This window comes from Cupriavidus alkaliphilus (genome assembly GCF_014191175.1).
Lineage (GTDB): Bacteria > Pseudomonadota > Gammaproteobacteria > Burkholderiales > Burkholderiaceae > Cupriavidus > Cupriavidus alkaliphilus.
In genome coordinates this window covers 60,343-83,001 of the sequence record NZ_JACHWE010000010.1, presented here as the reverse complement: position 1 = coordinate 83,001, position 22,659 = coordinate 60,343, and the positions used below count along the sequence as shown (strand labels likewise).

Annotated in this window: 18 protein-coding genes; 12 read left to right on the top strand and 6 right to left on the bottom strand. The window is 68.8% G+C overall.

Translation table 11 applies throughout. The annotated features are described in order from the left end of the window. Positions 1-75: 75 nt before the first annotated feature. The gene (locus FHX60_RS25300; RefSeq protein WP_183284990.1) at positions 76-1,353 is read right to left on the bottom strand and encodes a M20/M25/M40 family metallo-hydrolase; all 1,278 of its coding nucleotides are present in this window, start codon (positions 1,351-1,353) and stop codon (positions 76-78) included. A gap of 56 nt (positions 1,354-1,409) precedes the next feature. Then, positions 1,410-2,666, bottom strand: a complete 1,257-nt coding sequence (locus tag FHX60_RS25295; protein WP_183284989.1) for an allantoate amidohydrolase — start codon at positions 2,664-2,666, stop codon at positions 1,410-1,412. Between the two features lie 395 nt (positions 2,667-3,061). Between FHX60_RS25295 and FHX60_RS25290 the strand changes: the two genes are divergently transcribed. The 5 genes from FHX60_RS25290 (at position 3,062) to FHX60_RS25270 (ending at position 8,304) form a co-directional block, all read left to right on the top strand. Next, the gene (locus FHX60_RS25290; RefSeq protein ID WP_092316681.1) at positions 3,062-4,459 is read left to right on the top strand and encodes a C4-dicarboxylate transporter DctA; all 1,398 of its coding nucleotides are present in this window, start codon (positions 3,062-3,064) and stop codon (positions 4,457-4,459) included. A 47-nt stretch (positions 4,460-4,506) separates the two neighbouring features. Continuing rightward, positions 4,507-5,199: a GntR family transcriptional regulator gene (locus tag FHX60_RS25285; RefSeq protein ID WP_092316683.1), complete on the top strand. Its 693-nt coding sequence runs from the start codon at positions 4,507-4,509 to the stop codon at positions 5,197-5,199. Positions 5,200-5,791: 592 nt separating this feature from the next. Continuing rightward, on the top strand, positions 5,792-6,595 hold the full coding sequence (locus FHX60_RS25280; protein WP_112777053.1) for an SDR family oxidoreductase: 804 nt from the start codon (positions 5,792-5,794) through the stop codon (positions 6,593-6,595). A gap of 53 nt (positions 6,596-6,648) precedes the next feature. Next, the gene (locus FHX60_RS25275; RefSeq protein WP_112777052.1) at positions 6,649-7,428 is read left to right on the top strand and encodes an enoyl-CoA hydratase-related protein; all 780 of its coding nucleotides are present in this window, start codon (positions 6,649-6,651) and stop codon (positions 7,426-7,428) included. Positions 7,429-7,470: 42 nt separating this feature from the next. Continuing rightward, positions 7,471-8,304, top strand: coding sequence for a crotonase/enoyl-CoA hydratase family protein (locus FHX60_RS25270; protein WP_183284988.1), 834 nt, complete (start codon positions 7,471-7,473; stop codon positions 8,302-8,304). Positions 8,305-8,314: 10 nt separating this feature from the next. Here FHX60_RS25270 and FHX60_RS25265 read toward each other — a convergent pair whose 3' ends face one another. The 3 genes from FHX60_RS25265 to FHX60_RS25255 form a co-directional block, all read right to left on the bottom strand. Then, entirely contained in the window at positions 8,315-8,695 is a 381-nt protein-coding gene (locus tag FHX60_RS25265; protein ID WP_092316691.1) for a DUF2784 domain-containing protein, read from the bottom strand. Between the two features lie 17 nt (positions 8,696-8,712). Beyond that, entirely contained in the window at positions 8,713-9,633 is a 921-nt protein-coding gene (locus FHX60_RS25260; protein ID WP_025586057.1) for a LysR family transcriptional regulator, read from the bottom strand. 148 nt (positions 9,634-9,781) lie between these two features. Further along, positions 9,782-10,474, bottom strand: coding sequence for a hypothetical protein (locus FHX60_RS25255; protein ID WP_112777050.1), 693 nt, complete (start codon positions 10,472-10,474; stop codon positions 9,782-9,784). Between the two features lie 283 nt (positions 10,475-10,757). Between FHX60_RS25255 and gcl the strand changes: the two genes are divergently transcribed. The 7 genes from gcl to FHX60_RS25220 all read left to right on the top strand — a co-directional run bounded on the left by gcl (position 10,758) and on the right by FHX60_RS25220 (position 21,941). Then, positions 10,758-12,542, top strand: coding sequence for a glyoxylate carboligase (gene gcl, locus FHX60_RS25250; RefSeq protein ID WP_092316695.1), 1,785 nt, complete (start codon positions 10,758-10,760; stop codon positions 12,540-12,542). Positions 12,543-12,655: 113 nt separating this feature from the next. Further along, positions 12,656-13,438, top strand: coding sequence for a hydroxypyruvate isomerase (gene hyi, locus FHX60_RS25245; RefSeq protein WP_018006166.1), 783 nt, complete (start codon positions 12,656-12,658; stop codon positions 13,436-13,438). 78 nt (positions 13,439-13,516) lie between these two features. Further along, positions 13,517-14,437: a 2-hydroxy-3-oxopropionate reductase gene (locus tag FHX60_RS25240; RefSeq protein ID WP_092316699.1), complete on the top strand. Its 921-nt coding sequence runs from the start codon at positions 13,517-13,519 to the stop codon at positions 14,435-14,437. A 110-nt stretch (positions 14,438-14,547) separates the two neighbouring features. Beyond that, on the top strand, positions 14,548-15,861 hold the full coding sequence (locus tag FHX60_RS25235) for a glycerate kinase type-2 family protein (RefSeq protein WP_112777049.1): 1,314 nt from the start codon (positions 14,548-14,550) through the stop codon (positions 15,859-15,861). A 74-nt stretch (positions 15,862-15,935) separates the two neighbouring features. After that, positions 15,936-17,399: a pyruvate kinase gene (gene pyk / locus FHX60_RS25230; RefSeq protein ID WP_092316703.1), complete on the top strand. Its 1,464-nt coding sequence runs from the start codon at positions 15,936-15,938 to the stop codon at positions 17,397-17,399. Between the two features lie 234 nt (positions 17,400-17,633). Further along, positions 17,634-18,503: a KPN_02809 family neutral zinc metallopeptidase gene (gene ypfJ / locus FHX60_RS25225; RefSeq protein WP_092316705.1), complete on the top strand. Its 870-nt coding sequence runs from the start codon at positions 17,634-17,636 to the stop codon at positions 18,501-18,503. A gap of 306 nt (positions 18,504-18,809) precedes the next feature. Next, entirely contained in the window at positions 18,810-21,941 is a 3,132-nt protein-coding gene (locus FHX60_RS25220) for a multidrug efflux RND transporter permease subunit (RefSeq protein ID WP_183284987.1), read from the top strand. Positions 21,942-22,054: 113 nt separating this feature from the next. Here the strand turns inward: FHX60_RS25220 and FHX60_RS25215 are convergent, their stop codons facing one another. Next, a complete protein-coding gene (locus FHX60_RS25215; RefSeq protein ID WP_092316709.1) occupies positions 22,055-22,468 on the bottom strand; it encodes a hypothetical protein in 414 nt (137 codons plus the stop codon). Positions 22,469-22,659 lie beyond the last annotated feature (191 nt).

Genomic DNA, 22,659 nt, shown 5'->3' with positions numbered 1-22,659 from the left:
GCAAAGCGCCACGGTTCCCGTGGCGCTTTTGCATTGGCCAGCCGGCTATGTGGTGCGCCGGCAACGCGTCATGCCTTACTGCATCAGATCCGACAGTGCCAGCGCCACCACCTTGGTGGCACGGTTCAGGTCGTTCAGGCGCAGGTTCTCGTCCGAGTTGTGGCCGCGGGCTTCCATCAGCGTGCGCGGGCCGGCGCCGTACAGCACGGTGGGGATGCCGCGCTTGGTGTAGTGGCGCGCATCGGTGTAGAGCGGCACGCCCTGCACCGGGATTTCCACGCCGAAGACCGACTCGGCACGGCTCTTCAGCGCGCCAATCAGCTTTTCCACGCCCGGCAGTTCCGACAGCGGCTCGGCCAGGATGATGCGCTCGACCTTCACCTCGATGCCCGGGCGGTCCTTGGCGGCCTGCTCGACCACGGCGCGGATCTCGCCCTCGGCGTCGAAGCCGATTTCCTCGGGGATCATGCGGCGGTCGACGCGGAAGGTCACCAGGTCCGGCACCACGTTGGTGTTGATGCCGCCCTTGATCAGCCCGACGTTCAGCGTGGCGGTGTCGATGCCCGGCACCTTCGACTTGCGCGTGGCCAGCTCGGCGCGCAGGCCGTAGATGGCCTGCAGGATGTGGGTGGCGGCCTCGATCGCGTCGACGCCGGTGTGCGGCATGGCGGCGTGGCCCTGCTTGCCCTTGACCGTCACTTCGACGTGCAGGCAGCCGTTGTGCGACGAGGTGATGCCGTACGAGAACCCGGCCGAGATGGCGTAGTCGGCCTTGCTCAGGTTGTTGTCCAGCAGGAACTTCGGACCGATGTCGCCGCCGGTTTCCTCGTCATAGGTGAACTGCAGCTCGACCGCGCCGTTGATCTTCGCGCCCTGCTTCTCGGCTTCCATCAGCGCCAGCACGGCATAGGTGTAGGTGGCGAAGTCCGACTTCGACACCGCCACGCCGCGGCCGTACATGACCGGGCCGTGCTCGCTGTCGGCCGTATCGACAATTTCGCCGCCGTACGGATCCTTGGTCCAGCCCAGGCCGGGAGGCACCACGTCGCCGTGGGCGTTCATGGCGATGGTCGGGCCGCCGGTGCCGAACTGCTTGCGCACGATCAGGTTGGTGGCGCTGATCATGCCGGCGGCCTTGACCTGCGCCTCGGGCACCTTGTGGGCCTCCACCGTGAAGCCCAGGCCCTCCAGCAGTTCCTTGGCGCGCTTGCCGTGCGCGTCGCAATCGCCGGCCGGGTTGTCCGACGGCACCTTGACCAGCTCGGCCAGGAAGGCTTCCTGCTGCGGGCGGTGCTGGTCGATGAACTGCGTCAGCGTGGTTTCGATGGGGTTCATATTGTCTCGTGCGGTCATGACTTGTTCTCGTAACAACTGAAGGAGGTTCGGGTGGGGCTTCCGGGCGCGCTGGCTTACTGCGGCAGCCGGAAGTGCTCGACGAAATCGCTGAACACGCGCGCGGACAGTGCGGCATCCTCGGCGGTCATGGTTTCGGTGGGATGGTGGCTGATGCCGCCGTTGCCGCAGCGCACGAACAGCATGGCGACATCGGCGATGGCGGCAATGGCCATGGCGTCGTGGCCGGCGCCCGACGGCAGGTGGCGCACCGGCACGCCCTGGCGGGCGATGGCAGCGGCCCATTGCTCTTGCAGCCACGGGGCGCACGGAACGCTCCTGGCCTCGTGGGTCTTGCGGATCTGCGCGCGCACGTTGCGGCGCGCGCAGACGCGCTCGATCTCGGCCAGCACGTCGTTGACGGCGGCCTCGCGCTCGGCGTCCTCGCCGGCGCGGATGTCGATGGAGAACACGGCGCGGCCCGGCACCACGTTGGTGGCGCCGTTGGGCACGTTGAACTGGCCCACGGTGCCGACCAGGCCCGGCTTGCCGCCGCAGCGCTTCTCGATATAGAGGCCGATTTCGGCGCCGGCCATGGCGGCGTCGCGGCGCATGTCCATCGGCACGGTGCCGGCATGGCCGGCCAGGCCTTCGAGCTCGACCAGGAAGCGGGTCGCGCCGGAAATCGCGGTCACCACGCCCACCGGCAGGCCTTCGTTCAGCAGCACCGGGCCTTGCTCGATATGCACCTCGACAAAGGCCGCCACCTTGCTGCGGTCATGCTTTGCGGCGGGCAGCGCGGCGGCGTCGAAACCGGCCTCGCGCATCACATCGCGCATGGTCTTGCCGCTGTCGTCGAGGTTGTCAAGCACGTTGTTGTCGAACGTGCCGGCGATGGCGCGGCTGCCCAGCAGCGTGGCCTTGAAGCGCACACCCTCTTCCTCGGCGAAGCCCACTACCTCGAGCGCGAACGGAAAGCGCTTGCCCTGCCGGTTCCATTCCGCCACGCACGCGATCGGCAGGATCACACCCAGGTTGCCGTCATAGCGGCCGGCGTCGCGCACGGTGTCGAAATGCGAGCCGGTCAGCAGCGCCGGCGCGTCGGCCGTGGTGCCCTCGTAGCGGCCGATCACGTTGCCGGCGGCATCGCGGCGCACCGTCATGCCGGCCTGCTGCATCCACTCGGTCAGTTGCGCGGCGGCGCCGTGGTGGGCCTCGGTCAGGTAGGTGCGGGTGAGCATGCCGGGCTGCTCGGTGTGGACGGCCAGGGCGTCGGCCCAGGCCATGATGCGCGTGCCAGTCTCTGCGGCGGACGGCGACGGATTTGCTGCCATGCGTGTCTCCTGCTGGAAGTGCGTGAAAGCCGCGGCGGCGTGGCTGGCGGGGTGCCAGTGCGGGCGGGACGCCCATGGCCGAAGCTCTATTCTGTGCGATTCATGGTAGCACAGTGAATTCAAAAATTGCATACAAAAATGATATGCACTATATTCGGTTCCACGTTCAGACAATCCGCTGCGGACAATCCGGTCCGGACAACGGATGGCGTGGAGTCCGCCCCAACAGGGGGGCTATCCGCGCGGTGGCGCGTTCCCGACCCGGAACCCTGCCCAGAACGTAAGGCCGGCAGCCCACCCCAGCCGTCAGAGCAGCACGGGCCGCCGGTGATTCCTGGATCGAAATGGGCCAGCCAGCGCACAAGGCGCGGGACCGGCCCCGCACGGAGACAACCATGCAGCACGCAGTTCCCTCGCAGCAGCGCCCGGGTACACCCCGCCTGCACACCCGCTTTACCCGCTCGCTGTTCGGCCAGGTGCTGATCGCCCTTGTGATCGGCACGGCACTGGGCCTGGCGTTTCCGGAATTCGCCGCCAAGCTCAAGCCGCTTGGCGATGCCTTTATCAAGCTGATCAAGATGCTGATCGGCCCGATCGTGTTCTGCGTGGTGGTGGCCGGCATCTGCGGCGCCGGCGAGCTGAAGAAGGTGGGCCGCGTCGGCATCAAGGCGGTGGTGTACTTCGAGATCGTCACCACCATCGCGCTGGCGCTGGGCATCGTGCTGGCCTACGTGTTCCAGCCCGGCGTGGGCATGAACGTCGATCCCCGTTCGCTCGACGCCTCGGCCATCGCCGGCTTTATCGACAACGCGACCAAGGTCAAGGACCAGGGCACGGTCGACTTCCTGCTCAAGCTGATCCCCAATACCGTGTTCGGCGCCTTCGCCAACGGCGACGTGCTGCAGGTGCTGGTGGTGTCGATCCTGTTCGGCTGCGCGCTGTCGCTGGTGGGCGAGCCCGGCCGGCCGCTGGTCAGCCTGATCGATACCTTCTCGCACACGCTGTTCAAGATGATGGGCTTCATCATCAAGCTGGCGCCGCTGGGCGTGCTGGGCGCAGTGGCGTTCACGGTGGGCAAGTACGGCATCGGCTCGCTCAAGCAGCTGGGCTTCCTGGTGCTGCTGTTCTACGGCGCGGTGATCGTGTTCGTGCTGGTGGTGCTGGGCGGCATCATGCGCGCCTGCGGTTTCTCGGTGATCAAGCTGATCCGCTACCTGCGCGCCGAGCTGCTGGTGGTGCTGGGCACCGCCTCGTCCGACAGCGTGCTGCCGCAGGTGATGAAGAAGCTCGAGTTCATGGGCGTGAAGAAGTCGGTGGTGGGCCTGGTGATCCCGACCGGCTACTCGTTCAACCTCGACGCGTTCTCGATCTACCTGACGCTGGCCGCGGTCTTTATCGCGCAGGCAACCAACACGCCGCTGGCGATGGCCGACCTGCTCGGCATCCTGGCAGTGGCGCTGATCACCTCCAAGGGCGCGCACGGCATTCCCGGCTCGGCCATCGTGATCCTGGCCGCGACGCTGTCGGCACACCCGGCGATTCCGGCGATCGGCCTGGTGCTGGTGCTGTCGGTGGACTGGTTTATCGGCATCGCGCGCGCGCTCGGCAACCTGATCGGCAACTGCGTCGCCACCGTGGTGGTGGCCGCGTGGGAGAAGGACATCGACCGCGCCCGGGCGCATGGGGTGCTGAACGGCACCATCGAGGCGTCCGACCTGGATGCCGGCCTGGCCGCGATGGCGCAGGACGCCACCGCTGCGGCGATCGTGCCGGGCCCGGTCGCGGGGCGCTAGAATCACGCATCTCCCCCACCGCGCAGCCTCTGCGCAAGTGCGCTGCCATGCCCGAGCATATCGATCCTGACATGACTGCCGAAGCGATTGCCGACGACATCGTCGCGGCGATCGTTTCGCACCGCCTGCCGCCCGGCACCAAGCTGCGCGAGGAGGCGCTGGCCAGCGTCTACCGCGTCAGCCGCACCAAGGTGCGCGCGGCGCTGCTGATGCTGTCCAAGGACAAGGTCATCCAGATCGTGCCGGACAAAGGGGCGTTCGTGGCCAAGCCCAGCGCCGAGGAGGCGCGCGAGGTGTTCGCGGTGCGCCGCATCCTCGAAGCCGCGCTGGCGCGCGAGTTTGTCGCCAAGGCCACCGCCGCCGACTACAAGCGCATCGACCGCCACCTGGCGGCCGAGCGCAAGTCGCTGGCGGGCAACGATGCCCAGGTGCGCACCCGGCTGCTGGGCGACTTCCATATCGTGCTGGCCGAAGTGGTAGGCAACGGCGTGCTGACCGAGATGATGCGCGAGCTGTCGACGCGCAGCGCGGTCATCACCATGTTGTACCAGTCGCGCCGCGACGCGGCCTGCTCGTCGGACGAGCACCGCGAGTTCATCGAGGCGGCGCGTGCCGGCGATGTCGAGCGCGCCGTCACGCTGATGGTGGACCACCTGGGCCATGTGGAAGGGGCGCTGCATTTCGAGGAAACCGCGCCGGTGGCGCGTGGCAAGGACCTCGTTGCCGCGCTGCTGGCCTAGGCGCGACGCACCCGCCCGCCTTCAGCTTCCCTCCTTCTTCCGCCTTTGCCGGCCGCTTGACGTGAGTCAAAGCACGCCGGGCCGCCCGCGCGCAAACTTCATCTCGCCATGAAGACGCGGGGGCGCACTTCATGAGCACTTGCCTGCCGGCACCTCATCGTCGGCAGGCTGCCCGCACGCTGCAACGGTGTGCGGGCTTTCTTTTTTCTGAGGACGGGGTTCCGCGGCGCCGAATGGCGCGCTGCCCCGCGGCCTCGAACCGGTGCCGTCCCGCACCGGTTTTTCCCTTTTCCGACAGCAGGTTGCGGTGCGCGGCGCCTGCGCTCAGGAGAGCCGCCTGGTCGGCTCGTGTGCATCCCGCGCGGGCTTGCGCGCTGGCCACGCGTGAAAAGCGAATCCCGCCTTCGGGTTAGGATGCCGCAGGCCCCGCCAGAGGCCCGCGCCGTCCCGCCACGCTGCGGTGGCGGCCGCACACGATAACAATCACAGGGAGACCGCCATGCGCCATCGCGCGATATCTGCCGTGCCGCCGCACCGCCGGCGCTAGCCCTCGCCTGAATCCGCCCTGCTTCCCGATCGAAAAGGACTTCCCATGCCCAGCGCCTTTCGCCCCGACGCTTTTGCCGGCAAGACCGTATTCGTCGCCGGCGCCTCGTCCGGCATCAACCTTGGCATCGCGCACGGCTTTGCGCGCGCCGGCGCCCGGCTGGCGCTGATCAGCCGCACCGCCGAGCGCATCCAGGCCGCCGCCGACACCATCAACGCGTCCGGCGGCACCGCCATCGGCATGGCCGCCGACGTGCGTGACTACGCGGCGGTGGAAGCCGCCCTTGTGCGTGCGCAGGACGAACTGGGCCCGATCGACGTGGTCATCTCCGGCGCCGCCGGCAATTTCCTGGCGCCCGTGGTCGGCATGTCGGCCAATGCCTTCAAGACCGTGGTCGATATCGACCTGCTCGGCACCTTCAACGTGTTCCGCGCCAGCTTCGACCACCTCAACAAGCCGGGTGCGTCGCTGATCGCGATCACCGCGCCGCAGGCGGTCAACGCCATGATGTTCCAGGCCCATGCCTGCGCCGCCAAGGCCGGCATCAACATGCTGATCAAGTGCCTGGCGATGGAATGGGGACCGGCCGGGGTGCGCGTGAACGGCATCTCGCCCGGCCCGATCGCCGACACCGAAGGCATGGCGCGGCTGGCGCCGACGCCGGAGATGGAGGCCCGCTACAAGGCGCGCCTAGCGCTGCGCGACTACGGCACCAAGGACGACATCGCCGACGCCGCGATGTACCTGAGCAGCGACAACGCCCGCTACGTCACCGGCACCATCCTCGACTGCGACGGCGGCAGCAAGCTCGGCGACGCCTCCGCCGACGCGCTGAAGAAGCCGCAATAGCCGGCGGTACCGGATCTCGCACCCGCAACGACACAGAAACCAGGAGAACCACCATGACGGCAACCGTCCTCTACCAAGCCAGCGAAGGCGTGGCCACGCTGACCCTGAACCGCCCGGACGTGCTCAATGCACTGAACGCCGACATCCTGCGCGAACTGCGCGAGGCCGTGGACCGCGCCGCGGCCGATGCCGAGGTGCGCGCCGTGCTGCTGACCGGCGCCGGCCGCGGCTTCTGCGCCGGCGCCGACCTGGCCGCGCGCCAGGGCGGCGGAGTAACCGATTCCGGCACGCTGCTGCGCGAGCGCTACCACCCGCTCATCATGGCGCTGCGCGAGATGCCCAAGCCGGTCATCACCGCGGTCAACGGCGTCGCCGCCGGTGCCGGCATGAGCCTGGCGCTGGCGGGCGACGTGGTGCTGGCGGCGCGCTCCGCCAGCTTCCTGCAGGCGTTCTCCAAGATCGGCCTGATCCCGGATGCCGGCAGCACCTACTTCCTGCCGCGCTACGCCGGCGAGATGCGCGCCCGCGCGCTGGCCATCCTGGCCGAGAAGATCGACGCGGAAGAAGCCCACCGCATCGGCCTGGTGTGGAAGGTCCATGACGACGCCGCGCTGCAGGACGAGGCCGGCAAGCTGGCCCGCCACCTGGCGACCATGCCGACCATGGCTTACGCCATGATCAAGCAGGCCCTCAACCAGAGTTTCGACAACGACCTGGCCGCGCAGCTGGAAGTCGAAGCCACGCTGCAGTCGCGCGCCAGCCGCAGCGAAGACTGCAAGGAAGGCGTCGCTGCCTTCGTCGAGAAGCGCAAGCCGCAGTTCAAGGGCCGCTGAGCGCGGCGACTGCCACCACCGCCACTTCGAAGGAGCCCGCGCATGAGCGCCAGCAATGAACGTATCCTCGTGACGATCGAAGGCGGCGTCGCCGACGTCCGCCTGAACCGCCCCGACAAGATGAACGCGCTCGACCAGGCCATGTTCGACGCCCTGATCGAGACCGGCGAACAGCTCGCGCGCCTGCCGGACCTGCGCGCGGTGGTGCTGTCCGGCGAAGGTCGCGCCTTCTGCGCGGGCCTGGACATGGGCCGCATGGCCGGCATGTTGTCGGAGGATGCGGGCGCGTCGCAGCCCGACAGCATCGGCGCGGGCCGGCTCGGCCAACGCACCCACGGCCTCTCCAACCGCCCGCAGTACGCCTGCATGGTCTGGCGCGAGCTGCCGGTGCCGGTCTTTGCCGCCGTGCATGGCGTGGCCTTTGGCGGCGGACTGCAGGTGGCGCTGGGCGCGGATGTGCGCTACGTCGCGCCGGATGCCAGGCTGTCCGTGATGGAGCTGAAGTGGGGGCTGGTGCCCGACATGGCGGGCATGGTGCTGACGCGCGGGCTGGTGCGCCCGGATGTGCTGCGCGAGCTGATCTACAGCGCGCGCGTGCTCAGCGGCAGCGAGGCGTGCGCGCTGGGGCTGGGCACCTACCTTGCCGATGACCCGCGCGCCGCGGCACTGGCGGCCGCGCGCGAAGTCGCGCTGAAGAATCCGGATGCGGTCCGCGCCGCCAAGCGGCTGATGGCGGTGGCCGAGGGCGGCGACCACGCCGCCATCCTGCGGGCCGAGTCCGACGAGCAGGACCGGCTGGTGGGCTCGCCCAACCAGCGCGAGGCGGTGCTGGCCAACCTCGAGAAACGCGCGCCGCGCTTCACGCCGGCAAGCTGAAGCCGGTCGCTCAGCGCCTGGCATGGTGGTGGCGCCGCCGGCGCCACCACAGCGCATAGATCGCCACGTTCACCACCAGCACCACCAGGCCGAGCCACAGCTGCACCGCGGGCGTCAGCCCCGCCGGATAGATCAGCGGCAACAGGTAGCGCTCGACAAAGCCGCCGCTGTAGCCGGCCTGCCCGGCAGCCCGGCGCAGCATGTTTTCCAGCGGCGTCAGCGGGCAGATCCAGCCGGCCCATTCGATCAGCACGCCCCACACCGCGGCGGGCAGGTGCACCCACGCGGCACGCGGCCAGCGCAATACCAGCAGGCCGCCCGCCACCACGAACACGATGAACAGCGCGTGCGCGATCACGACAAGGTCGGCCAGCCAGGCGGCGATCGGCATCGTATGCGGCGGCGGCCTCAGTTGCCGCCCGCCGTGTCCATCCAGTAGCCCGGGCGCGCGAACTGCGCCTTCAGGTGCTCGATGAAGAAGCGGATCTTGGCCGGAACCGGACGCTGCTGCGGGTACACGGCAAGGATGTCGTAGGCGGGCAGCGCGTATTCGTCCAGCACCGTGATCAGCTCGCCGCTCTCCAGTTGCGGCAGGATTTCCCAGGTGGAACGCCAGCCCAGGCCCAGGCCCTCGCCGGTCCAGCGGTGCAGCAGCTCGCCGTCATTGCAGTCCAGGTTGCCGTTGACGCGCACGGTCACGGTCTTGCCGTTCTGGCTGAAGTACCAGCCGCGCTGCTGGCCGCCCTGCAGGTTGAACGCCAGGCAGTTGTGCTGGGCCAGGTCGTCCAGCGTTTGCGGCACGCCGTATTTGGCGAAGTACGCCGGCGTGCCGCACACCACGCGCTTGTTCGACGCCAGCTTGATCGCGACGAAGTTCGGATCGATGGCGCCGCCGATGCGGATGCCGACGTCATAGCCCTCGCGCACCAGGTCGACCACGCGGTCGGTCAGGTTGAACGAGATCTGCACCTCGGGGTTGCTGGCCAGGAACGCCGGCGCGTGCGGCGCCACGTGCTTGCGCCCGAACGCCGCCGGCGCCGACACGATCAAGTGGCCGGTGGCCTTGTGCTTGCCTTCGGCGATCAGCATCTCGGCACGGTCGAGGTCGGCCAGCGCCTTCTTGCACTGCTCCATGAACACCGCGCCTTGCTCGGTCACGGCGATGCGGCGCGTGGACCGGTGCAGCAGCTTGACGCCGATGCGGGCTTCGAGCGCGTTGATGCGGCGGCCGATCATCACCGGCGTGACGTTCTGCGTCAGCGCCGCGGCCGCCATGCTGCCGTGCTCCACCACGGCGATAAAGGCTTCGATTTGCTTGAGTTTGTCCATCGGATATAGGTCTCCCGGGCGCCATTGTGCGGCATCGCCGGGGTTGTGGCATCCCTGCGCGGCTGATGGACCGGATCGAAGCCACCGCATAAGGGCCGCTGCCGGGGTCCGCCACGGGCACGGGGCGGCACCCGTTGCGTGAGCGGCGTCAGCCCGCGCCCGCCGTGCGCTTGCCGAGCTGCGCGTTCAGTTCGGCCGCCTCGCCCAGCACATGGGCCAGGCGCCGCAGCGGCCGGCTGCATTGCAGATGCAGGTACAGGTAGCAGGCGGCGCCGATCACCACCATCACGCCGTAAAGCCACAGCAGCGTGCCGGCCACGGCCTGCTGGCGCGGCAGCGCGGCCAGCACCGCGGCGGCCGGCGCCAGCGCCAGCAGCACCGCCAGCATGCGCGCCGCGCCCTCCCACAGCCGCAGCTGCAGCGCCACGCGCCGCTGGCGTGCCTGCAGCTGCTGCGGCGGGATCCGCGCCAGCCGGCGCAGCAGCGCGTCTTCGGCGGCGCTGTCGCGGTCCAGTTCGGCGGCCTGCCAGCGCAGCGGATGGCGCAGCCGCGCCAGCGCCGTGCCGGCACGGGCCAGCCCCGCGCCGACATAGCACGCGGCCGCCAGCGCCAGCAGGGCCTCGAAGCCGCGCAGCGACCAGAGCGGTACGGCGTGCTTCAGCCCCAGGCGCCACACGGCCAGGCCGGCGCCACACAGGATCGTCGCGGCCAGCGCCGCGACAAAGCCGAGCCACAGCGCGCGCCCGAGCCGGCTGTCCGGCGCGGCGGCAGGCGCGGTCTCAGGCGAGGCGGCGGCAAGCGCTTCCAGCAGTTCATAGGTGGACGGCAGCCTGGAATACATGGTCGGCCCGGATGGCAGGAAATGCCGCCATTTTGCCGCAGCGCGCCGCGGCGGCACGCCGGCGCGCTGGCGTACCCAGTGCTGCGCGGCGTGTCCGTACCGTCACACCACATATCCAATGGCATGCATCGGCGTACCTGCGCCGACCATCCGACGTGGCTTTCCAGCCCATATTGCGTACTACAGGTATCGAATCAACTGATCGCTCTTCTGTTTATCCCAACCGGCCTGCGGGAATAGGATCAACTCCAACGAAATTCCCACCATTACCGGAGACAAGATCATGGCAAAGATGAGAGCAATCGACGCGGCAATCGCCGTGCTGGAGAAGGAAGGCGTGACCACTGCGTTCGGCGTGCCCGGCGCGGCCATCAACCCGTTCTACTCGGCAATGCGCAAGTCGGGCAACATCAACCACGTGCTGGCCCGCCACGTCGAGGGCGCCTCGCACATGGCCGAAGGCTACACCCGCGCCGAGCCGGGCAACATCGGCGTCTGCGTCGGCACCTCCGGCCCCGCCGGCACCGACATGATCACCGGCCTGTACTCGGCCTGGGCCGATTCGATCCCCATCCTCTGCATCACCGGCCAGGCCCCGCGCGCACGCCTGTACAAGGAAGACTTCCAGGCCGTCGACATCGAATCGATCGCCAAGCCCGTGACCAAGTGGGCCGTGACCGTGCGCGAGCCGGCGCTGGTGCCGCAAGTGTTCCAGCAAGCCTTCCACATCATGCGCTCGGGCCGCCCGGGTCCGGTGCTGATCGACCTGCCGTTCGACGTGCAGGTCGCCGAGATCGAATTCGATGTCGACACCTACCAGTCGCTGCAGCCGTACAAGCCGGCCGCCTCGCGCGCCCAGATCGAGAAGGCCATCGCCATGCTGAACGCGGCCGAGCGCCCGCTGATCGTGTGCGGCGGCGGCGTGATCAACGCCGATGCGTCGGAACTGCTGGTCGAGTTCGCCGAGCTGGTCAACGTGCCGGTGGTGCCGACCCTGATGGGCTGGGGCGTGCTGGCCGACGACCACCCGCTGCAAGCCGGCATGGTCGGGCTGCAGACCTCGCACCGCTACGGCAACGCCACGCTGCTGGCCTCGGACTTCGTGATGGGCATCGGCAACCGCTGGGCCAACCGCCACACCGGCAGCGTCGACGTCTACACCAAGGGCCGCAAGTTCGTGCACGTCGATATCGAGCCCACCCAGATCGGCCGCGTGTTCGGCCCGGACCTGGGCATCGTGTCCGACGCCAAGGCCGCGCTGGAACTGTTCGTCGAAGTCGCGCGCGAAATGAAGATGGCCGGCCGCCTGCCGTGCCGCAAGAGCTGGGTCGCCGACGTGCAGAAGCGCCGCCGCACCATGCAGCGCAAGAGCGACTTCGACAACGTGCCGGTCAAGCCGCAGCGCGTGTACCGCGAGATGAACCAGTACTTCCCGCGCGACGTGCGCTACGTCAGCACCATCGGCCTGTCGCAGATCGCCGCGGCCCAGTTCCTGTCGGTCAACCAGCCGCGCCACTGGATCAACTGCGGCCAGGCCGGCCCGCTGGGCTGGACCATCCCGGCCGCGATCGGGGTGAAGACCGCTTCGCCGGATTCGGATGTGGTGGCGATCTCGGGCGACTACGACTTCCAGTTCATGATCGAAGAACTGGCCGTGGCCGCGCAGTTCAAGGTGCCGTACATCCACGTGGTGGTGAACAACTCCTACCTCGGCCTGATCCGCCAGGCGCAGCGCAACTTCGAGATGGACTACTGCGTGCAGCTGGCCTTCGACAACGTCAACGCCCCTGAGCTGAACGGCTATGGCGTGGACCACGTCAAGGTGGTCGAGGGGCTGGGCTGCAAGGCGATCCGCGTGTTCAAGCCGGAAGACATCGCCCCGGCCTTCGCCGAGGCGCGTGACCTGATGGCCGAGTTCTCGGTGCCGGTGGTGGTCGAGGTGATCCTGGAGCGCGTGACCAATATCGCGATGGGCACCGAGATCGACAACATCAACGAGTTCGAGCCGATCGAAGACCTCGAGGACATCGAGGAAGCGATCCTGAAAGAAGAAGTGGAAACGGCGTAAGCAACACCATTCCAGCATGGAACGCGCGGGCCACGGCCCGCGCCAATCCAGTGCCCCCCTGCAGCAGGGCTCCACACCGGCGGAGCGACAACACAATTAAACCGGAGAGACTCATGACTAAACTTGCGGCCAACCTCACCATGCTGTTCAACGAAGCGGGTTTTCTCGACCGCTTCGAAGCCGCCGCGCGCGCGGGTTTCCGCGGCGTGGAATTCCTGTTTCCCTATGCGTTCCACGCGGACCAGATCGCTGACCGCCTGAACCGCTTCCAGCTGGACCTGGTGCTGCACAACCTGCCCGCCGGCAAGTGGGATGCGGGCGAGCGCGGCATTGCCTGCCATCCGGACCGCGTCGGCGAGTTCCAGGACGGCGTGGGCGAAGCCATCAAGTACGCCAAGGTGCTGGGCGTGCGCCAGCTGAACTGCCTGGTCGGCATCCTGCCGCAGAACGTCAAGCGCGAGCAGGCGCAGGAAACGCTGGTGGAAAACCTGCGCTTCGCCGCCGGCGCGCTGGCCGCCGAGCATATCGACCTGCTGATCGAGCCGATCAACACCTTCGACATCCCCGGCTTCTTCCTGTCGCGCACGCAGCAGGCGCTGGACCTGATCACCCAGGTCAACGCGCCCAACCTGTACGTGCAGTACGACATCTATCACATGCAGCGGATGGAAGGCGAGATCGCCAACACCATCAAGGCCAACCTGCCGAAGATCAAGCACATCCAGCTGGCCGACAACCCGGGCCGCAACGAGCCGGGCACGGGCGAGCTGAACTACCAGTACCTGTTCAGGTTCCTGGACGAGATCGGCTACACCGGCTGGATCGGCTGCGAGTACAAGCCGAAGACCACCACCGAAGCCGGCCTGGGCTGGCGCGCCGCGCACGGCGTGCAGTAAGCGCTGCGCGCTGCGGTCGTATCCCGCTACTACCTACACGAACCAAGACACATTTAATCTCAAGCAAGGAGACATCACATGGCAACCACTCGCAACGTCGGCTTCATCGGCCTGGGCATCATGGGCGCACCGATGGCGGGCCACCTGCGCGCCGCCGGCCACACGCTGTTCGTGCATGACGTCAACCCGGCCCCGCAGGCGCTGGTCGATGCAGGCGTGACCGTCTGCACCAGCGCCGAGGAAGTCGCCAAGCGTGCCGACATCATCGTCATCATGGTGCCGGACACGCCGCACGTGGAAGCGGTGCTGTTCAGCGAGAAGGGCGTGGCGGCCGCGTTCAAGGCAGCCGGCAAGGAAGCCAGCTACAGCAAGATCGTGGTCGACATGAGCTCGATCTCGCCGATCGCCACCAAGGACTTCGCCGCGCGCATCAACAAGCTGGGCGCTTCGTACCTGGACGCGCCGGTTTCGGGCGGTGAAGTGGGCGCCAAGGCCGCGTCGCTGACGATCATGGTCGGCGGCCCGCAGGAGGCCTTCGACCAGGTCAAGCCGCTGTTCGAGCTGATGGGCAAGAACATCACGCTGGTGGGCGGCAACGGCGACGGCCAGACCACCAAGGTGGCCAACCAGATCATCGTCGCGCTGAACATCCAGGCCGTCTCCGAAGCGCTGCTGTTCGCCTCCAAGGCCGGCGCCGATCCGGCCAAGGTGCGCGAAGCGCTGATGGGCGGCTTTGCCGCGTCGCGCATCCTGGAAGTGCACGGCGACCGCATGGTCAAGCGCACCTTCGACCCGGGCTTCCGCATCGAGCTGCACCAGAAGGACCTGAACCTGGCGCTGCAGGGCGCCAAGGCGCTGGGCGTGGCGCTGCCCAACACCGCCACCGCGCAGGAGCTGTTCAATACCTGCTCGGCCAACGGCCTGGGCAAGCAGGACCACTCGGCCCTGTGCCGCGCGATCGAGATCATGTCGAACCACCAGATCGCCAACGCCAAGTAAGCAGCAACCCGTCGTCCCCGCCCAGCGGGGACGACACGCTTTGCAGTACCGCTTTGTACCCACTGCGTACCCGAAGTACCCGGCGTACCCGTCAGCACCCAGGATTCTTCATGCTCGTCACCGAACCCCAAGCCGCCCTGCTGTCGCCCCAGCGCACCGCAGCCAACGCTGAACCGCGCGCGCTGCTGCGCGACCTGTTCGATACCGCGGTCGCCTCCGTCAGCGCCAGCCACTGCCTGCCGCCGCACCTGCCCGCGCCGCCGAAGGGCCGCACCGTGGTGATCGGCGCCGGCAAGGCCGCCGCGGCAATGGCGCAGGCGGTGGAAGCGAACTGGCAAGGCGAGCTGTCGGGGCTGGTGGTGACGCGCTACGGCCACGGCGCCGACTGCAGGCGCATCGAAGTGGTCGAAGCCGCCCACCCGGTTCCCGACGAAGCCGGCGCGCGCGCCGCGCAGCGCATGGTGGAACTGGTGCAGGGCCTGGGCGCCGACGACCTGGTGCTGTGCCTGATCTCCGGCGGCGGCTCCGCGCTGCTGGCGGCGCCAGCGCCAGGCCTGACGCTGGCCGACAAGCAGGCCGTGAACAAGGCACTGCTCAGGAGCGGCGCCAGCATCGGCGAGATGAACTGCGTGCGCAAGCACCTGTCGGCCCTCAAGGGCGGCCGCCTGGCATTGCACTGCGCGCCGGCACGCGTGGAAACGCTGCTGATTTCCGATATTCCCGGCGATGACCCGACGCTCATCGCCAGCGGCCCGACGCTGCCTGACGCGACCACCTGCGCCGATGCGCTGGCGGTGATCGCGAAGTACGGCATCGAGGTGCCGGCCAACGTGCGCGCGCACCTGGAGAGCGGTGCCGGCGAAACCCCCAAGCCCGGCGATGCGCGCTTCAACGGCCACCGCAGCGTGACGCTGGCCACCGCGCAGCAGGCGCTGGAAGCCGCCGCGGCGCGTGCGCGCGAACTGGGCTTCGAGGCCCATATCCTGTCCGACTGCATCGAGGGCGAAGCGCGCGAAGTCGCCGAAGTGCATGCCGCGATCGCGCGCCAGGTGGCGCAGCGCGGCCAGCCCTTCGGCAAGCCCTGCGTGATCCTGTCCGGCGGCGAGACCACCGTGACCGTGCGCGGCAAGGGCCGCGGCGGCCGCAATGCCGAGTTCCTGCTGGCACTGGCGGTGGCGCTCGACGGCCTGCCCGGCGTGCACGCCATCGCCGGCGACACCGACGGCATCGACGGCTCGGAAGACAACGCCGGCGCCATGCTGTCGCCCGACACCCTGACCCGTGCCGGCGCGCGCGGGCTCAATGCGCGTGCGCACCTCGAAAACAACGACGGCTACGGTTTCTTCGCCGGCCTGGAAGACCTGATCGTCACCGGCCCGACCCGCACCAACGTGAACGATTTCCGCGCGATCCTGATCGTCTGACGATCGCCGCCAACGTAGTACCGACTGACTCGCGGCGCCGACGCGCCGCTACCGAGAATGGAAGAGGAGACATCATGAGACGCCAGCGCAAAGCGAAGATCGTGGCCACGCTCGGCCCCGCCAGCACCGACATCGCGGTGATCCGCGCGCTGTTCGAGGCCGGCGCCGACGTGTTCCGGCTGAACTTCAGCCACGGCACGCACGACGACCACCGCGCGCGCTACGACGCGGTGCGCCAGGTCGAGGCCGAGACCGGCCGCCCCATCGCCGTGCTGGCCGACCTGCAGGGCCCCAAGCTGCGCATCGGCACCTTCGCCGCCGGCAAGGTCGCGGTGCGCACCGGCGATGTGTTCGTGCTCGACAGCGACCCGACCCCGGGCGACGGCACCCGCGTCTACCTGCCGCACCCGGAGCTGTTCCAGGCCGCGCAACCCGGCCAGTCGCTGCTGATCGACGACGGCAAGGTGCGCCTGGCGATCGAGTCGGTCACCACCGGCACCATCACCACGCGTGTCGCCAACAACGGCTCGCTGTCCGACCGCAAGGGCGTGAACGTGCCCGACGCGGTGATTCCCATCCCCGCGCTGACCGAGAAGGACCGCAAGGACCTGGACTTCGCGCTGTCGCTGGGCGCCGACTGGATCGGCCTGTCGTTCGTGCAGCGCCCGTCCGACATCGTCGAGGCGCGCGAGATCGTCGGCACCCGTGCCGGCATCCTGTCCAAGATCGAGAAGCCGGCCGCGCTGCAGCAGCTGGAAGAGATCGTGCGCGTATCCGATTCGGTGATGGTGGCGCGCGGCGACCTCGGCGTGGAGCTGCCGCCCGAGCGCGTGCCGGGCGTGCAGAAGCGCATCCTGCGCGTGTGCCGCCAGCTGGGCAAGCCGGTGGTGATCGCCACGCAGATGCTGGAGTCGATGATCGACTCGCCGGTGCCGACCCGCGCCGAAGCGTCGGACGTGGCCAGCGCCATCTATGAAGGCGCCGATGCGGTGATGCTGTCGGCCGAGTCGGCCAACGGCCGCTACCCGGTGCAGGCAGTGTCGATGATGAACCGCATCGTCACCGAGGTGGAGCGCGACCCGCTGTACCGCAACCTGCTCGATGCCCAGCACGAGACCCCGCTGAACACGCGCCAGGATGCCATTTGCGCCGCGCTGCGCGAAGTCACGCACATCATCGGCGCCGCCGCGACGGTGACCTATACCTCGTCCGGCTCGACCGCGCTGCGCGCCGCGCGCGAACGGCCGTGCGCGCCGATCGTCAGCATCACGCCGAACCTGGAGATCGCCCGCCGGCTGGCGATCGCGTGGGGCATCCACTCCACCGTGAGCCCGGACGTGCAGAGCGTCGATGAGATGGTCGAAGCCGCCACGCGCGCCGCCGTCGCCGAAGGCTACGCCGCGCCGGGTGACCAGATCACCATCGCCGCCGGCATGCCCTTCGGCCAGGGCGGTACCACTAACCTGCTGCGCGTGGCCGAAGTCAGCGCCAGCGTGGTGGCCGCCGCGCCTGCCGCACGCGAGGCCGCACTGGCCTGAGCGCGCGCTCGCGCTCCGGAACCTCCAGGCCATGACGGAACCGGGTGCAAACCCGGTTCTTCGCTTTGCCGCACACCGCCCGCATTGCCCGTCTCCAGGGTGAGTGGGCGGTGTTTTTTTTGGGGTGCCGCGCGCCTCCGCCGGCACGGCGCGACGCCGCAACGAGCACCGAAGCGCGGATTGCTATACTGAATTCCACTTTCCTCACCCTCTTTCCCAAGCAGCGGAGCCCCCATGCGCCTAGATGACGAAGCCGAAAGCCAGCACGTTGAAGACCGCCGCGGCGGATTCGGCGGTCTTGGCGGCAAGTCGATCGGCATCGGCACGGTCATCATCGCGCTGGCGGCGTCGTACTTCTTCGGCATCGACCCGATGCTGATCATGCAGGGCGCGTCGGTGCTGCAGGGCTCCGGCCCGCAGCAGCAACAGCAGCAGGTCAACCGGCCGCCGGCGACGGACCAGATGACCGTGTTCACGCGCAAGGTGCTGGGCAATACCGAGCGCACCTGGCAACACATCTTCGAAACCCAGCTCAACCGCCGCTATGCACCGCCCACGCTGGTGCTGTTCTCCGGCGCCACGCCGACGGCATGCGGCACCGGCCAGTCGGCGATGGGCCCGTTCTACTGCCCCGGCGACCAGAAGGTCTATATCGACCTGGCCTTCTATGACGAATTGCGCCAGCGCTTCGGCGCCAGCGGCGACTTCGCCCAGGCCTATGTGATCGCGCACGAGATCGGCCACCATGTGCAGAACCTGCTCGGCGTCTCGGACAAGGTCGACAGCGCGCGCCGCCGCATGGGCGAGGCCCAGGCCAACCAGCTGTCGGTGCGCATGGAGCTGCAGGCCGACTGCCTCGCCGGGGTCTGGGCCGCCACCGCGCAGCGCGCCAACCAGCAACTGCTGGAACCGGGCGATATCGAGGAAGGCCTGAAGGCCGCCGCCGCGATCGGCGATGACCGGCTGCAGCGCCAGTCGCAGGGCTATGTCGTCCCGGAAGCCTTTACCCACGGCTCGAGCGAGCAGCGCGTGCGCTGGCTGCGCCGCGGCATCGAGTCCGGCGACATCCGCAAGTGCGACGCCTTCGCCGCGCGCGACCTGTAATTCCCGGCCCCGCCCCCGACCTCCGTGGGGGCCGGGAATGTGATGTTTGCGTTGTCCGGGCCGCGCTTCCCTGTCTATAATCGCCGGCAAGGCCGCAGTATGACGGCCGGTCGCCGGCGTTGATCCTTACCGATCCTTCCCGCCGCAGCGCCGGGTCCATTCCCGCCGGACCCCCGTACCCCCGGTACGCGCGCCACTTGCCGCAGTCGTTTGCGGCGTCTCCGCACCCAAGCCGTTCCGTTCCAACCGCACCGGAGCCACGGCCGATCTTCACTTGCCGTGCGCCCGTGCCAGCCCTGACCTGACATGGCGTCGTTTTTCCTGAAGCGCCCGGCGTTCGCCTGGGTGCTGGCCATCCTGACCGTGGTGGCGGGCCTGCTGGCCCTGAACCGCATCCCCATCGCCCAGTATCCGGCGGTGGCGCCCCCGACGGTGATCATCTATGCCGATTACCCCGGCGCGTCCGCGCGCACGGTGGAAGACCGCGTCACCGCGGTGCTGGAGCAGCAGATGCACGGCATTCCCGGCCTGCTCTACCTCGATTCCAGCAGCGAGGGCGGCACCGCCACGGTGACCCTGGGTTTCCGCCAGGGCACCGACCCGCAGCTGGCGCAGGTCAACGTGCGCAACCGCGTGGCCCAGGCCGAGCCGCTGCTGCCCGAGGCGGTGCGCCGCGGCGGAGTCTATGTCGACCAGGCCAGCAGCAGCGCCTTCATGTATGTGTCGCTGGTGTCGGACAGCGGCCAGCTCGACGAAACCGCGCTGGGCGACTTCGCCGCCGGCTCGGTGCTGCCGCTGCTGCGCCGCCTGCCCGGCATCGGCAAGGCCGAGCCCTACGGCGCCGAGTACGCCCTGCGGATCTGGTTCGACCCGGAAAAGCTGCACGCCTTCAACCTGACCACGGCCGAGGTCGAGGCCGCCATCCGCGCGCGCAACGGCAACGTCACGCCGGGCCAGCTGGGCGGCGCGCCGGCGGTGCCGGGCCAGCCGTTCCAGGCGATCGTGCGCCCGCCCGCGCCGATGAGCGACGCGCAGGCTTTCGGGCGCATCGTGGTGCGCGCTGCCACCGACGGCTCGGCGGTGCTGCTGCGCGACGTGGCGCGGGTGGAACTGGCCGCCAGCGACTACCGCTACGGCTCCACGCTGAACACGCGCAACGCCGCCTCGATCGGCCTGAAGCTGGCCGACGGCGCCAACGTGCTGCAGACCTCGCGCACCGTGCGCGCCGCGCTGGATGCCGCCAGCAAGGGCTTCCCGGGCGACGTGCGCTACGAGATCTCATATGACGGCGCCACCTTCGTGCAGGCGTCGATCTCGCGCGTGGTGCTGACGCTGATCGAGGCCACGGTGCTGGTGTTCCTGATCCTGTACCTGTTCCTAGGCAATCTGCGCGCCACGCTGATCCCCTGCATCGTGGTGCCGGTGTCGCTGCTGGGCACGGTCGCGTGCCTGTACGCGCTGGGCCTGTCGCTGAACGTGATCACGCTGTTCGGGGTGGTGCTCGCGATCGGCATCCTGGTCGACGATGCCATCGTCGTGGTGGAAAACGTCGAGCGCATCATGCGCACCGACGGCGTCGGTGCGATGCAGGCCGCGGCGCGCTCGATGCGCGAGGTCTCCGGCGCGCTGGTCGCGGTGACGCTGGTGCTGTGTGCGGTGTTCGTGCCGATGGCGTTCTTCGGCAGCGCGGTGGGCGTGATCTACCGGCATTTCGCCGTGACGCTGGCGGTATCGATCGCGTTCTCGCTGTTCTTTGCGCTGACGCTGGCGCCGGCGATGTGCGCCAGCCTGCTGCGCCACAGCGCCGCGCCCGCGCGCGGGCCGCTGGCGTGGTTCGATGCGCGCTTTGCCGCTTTCACCGCACGCTATGCCGGCTGGGTGCAGGCGCTGCAGCGCCGCCGGCTGCGCTGGCTGGCGGTGTACCTGGCGCTGACGCTGGCGTGCGGCTATGCGCTGTGGAAGATGCCAAGCGGCTTCCTGCCGGAAGAGGACACCGGCGAGATCGTGGTCGACGTGGAGCTGCCCGCCGGCAGCACGCAGGCCGACACGCGCCGGCTGGTTGCCAGCCTCGAGCAGTGGATGCGCGACCAGCGCTACCCGGTGCGCTCCAGCTTTGCCGTGCTGGGCTGGTCCAGCGGCGGCAGCGGCGAGCAGCGCGCCAGCCTGTTCATCGGCCTGGCCGACTGGAAGGCGCGCGGGCGGGAGCACACCGCACAGGCGGTGCTGGAGCGGCTTGCGGCGGGCCTGGAAAGCTGGCCCGGCCGCGGCGCCGCGCAACTGTTCGCCTACAACAGCTCGGCGCTGCCGGAACTGGGCAGCATCGGCGGCCTGGACATGCGCCTGGTGGCGCGCCAGCCGGTGGGGCGCGAGGCGCTCTTCGCCGCGCGCGACAAGCTGATCGAGCGGGCCAGGCAAGACCCGGTGCTGGGCGAGGTGCGTGCCACCACCGGCCAGCCGGTGCCGGCGCTGGACCTGAAGATCGACTACCGCAAGGCCGAGGCCTTCGGCGTCGATGCCGAAGCCGTGCACCACACGCTGTCGGCGACGCTGGGCTCGCGCTATATCGACGAAGTGGCGCGCGAAGGCCGGGTACGGCGCGTGATCCTGCAGGCCGATGCCCCGTTCCGCATGCAGCCGGACCAGCTGGCACGGGTGCATGTGCGCAACGCACAGGGCGCGATGGTGTCGCTGGCCGCCTTTGCCTCGCTGGAATGGGGGCAAGGCGAAGTCACGCTGGAGCGCTTCGACGGCTTCAGCTCGGTGCGCATCAATGCCGAAGTGGCGCCGGGCTACACCACCGGCGCGGCGATGACGCGGCTGGCGGAACTGGTGCGCGAGCTGGGTCCCGAATTCGACGTGCGCTGGACCGGGCGCGCCTACGAACAGGAGCAGACCGGCACGCAGGCGCCGTGGCTGTTCGCGCTGTCGCTGCTGTTTATCTTCCTGTGCCTGGTGGCGCTGTATGAAAGCTGGACCCTGCCGCTGGCGGTGATCGCGATCGTGCCGACCGGCCTGATGGGCGCGGCCGCCGCGATCTGGCTGCGCGGCATGCCCAACGACGTCTACTTCAAGGTGGGGGTGGTGGTGATCATGGGGCTGGCGGCCAAGAACGCCATCCTGATCGTCGAATACGCCGAGCAGCTGCGGCGCGGCGCCGGGGGCGCGATGGACGTGGTCGAAGCCGCCACGCGCGCGGCGCGCCAGCGGCTGCGGCCGGTGGTGATGACCTCGCTGGCGTTCGTGCTGGGCGTGGTGCCGCTGGCCATCAGCACCGGCCCGGGCGCGGGCGCGCAGCAGGCGGTCGGCACCGGCGTGCTGGGCGGCATGCTGGGTGCGACGGTGCTGGGCACGCTGGCGGTGCCGCTGCTGTACGCGGCCATCGCGCGCCGCTTGCCGCGCGCGCAGCCGGCGCCGGAACAAGCGGCAGCTACGGAATAGAAAAACGCCTGCCTGGCGAAGAGAGAAGGAGGAGGAGGTCGGCCGGGCAGGCGGGAGAGAAAACATGCGGCCACCGCAGTGGCCGCGTCGGGTCTTGGGGCAGACCCGGGGGATCAGACGCGATAGCCGTACAGGGAACCGTCGCCGGAGCGCGAGTTGTCGAGCGCGCGTTCGGCCACGTCACCGGTGAAGGTGTGCGTGCCTTCGCTGAAGGTATCGAACTTGCCGCGCTTCGAGATCTCGCCGCTGAAGCTGTGCGCCCCTTCGCTGAAGGTGTCGAACTTGCCATCGCGGCGCGAGCCTTCCGAGTACGGATCGAAGCGGCCGGTGCGGGCGCCGTCGGTGTAGGTGTCGAACTTGCCTTGCTTGGCGCCGTCCGTATACACATCGTACTTGCCGACCCGCAGCGCGTCGGCATACACATCAAACTTGCCAACCTTGCTGGCAGCGGGGGCAGCCATCGCCGCAGCGGACGCGGCTACCGCCGCGAACACGAGCGCGCCGCCAAGGATACGTCTGGCGATCATTTGGGACTCCTTCAACTGATTTCGTCGTTCTTTCTTGTAGGTCCGGGATAAGACTCCGGCCGCTCTGCAATCTATGTTGCGATGCGAGCACGGACTGAAGATTAGTCACAGCCCGCGCCAGCAGAAATACCGCTGCGACGAATGGTGCGTTGCGAGTCGTGAAACGACTGGCTTGCCGATGAATGGTGTCC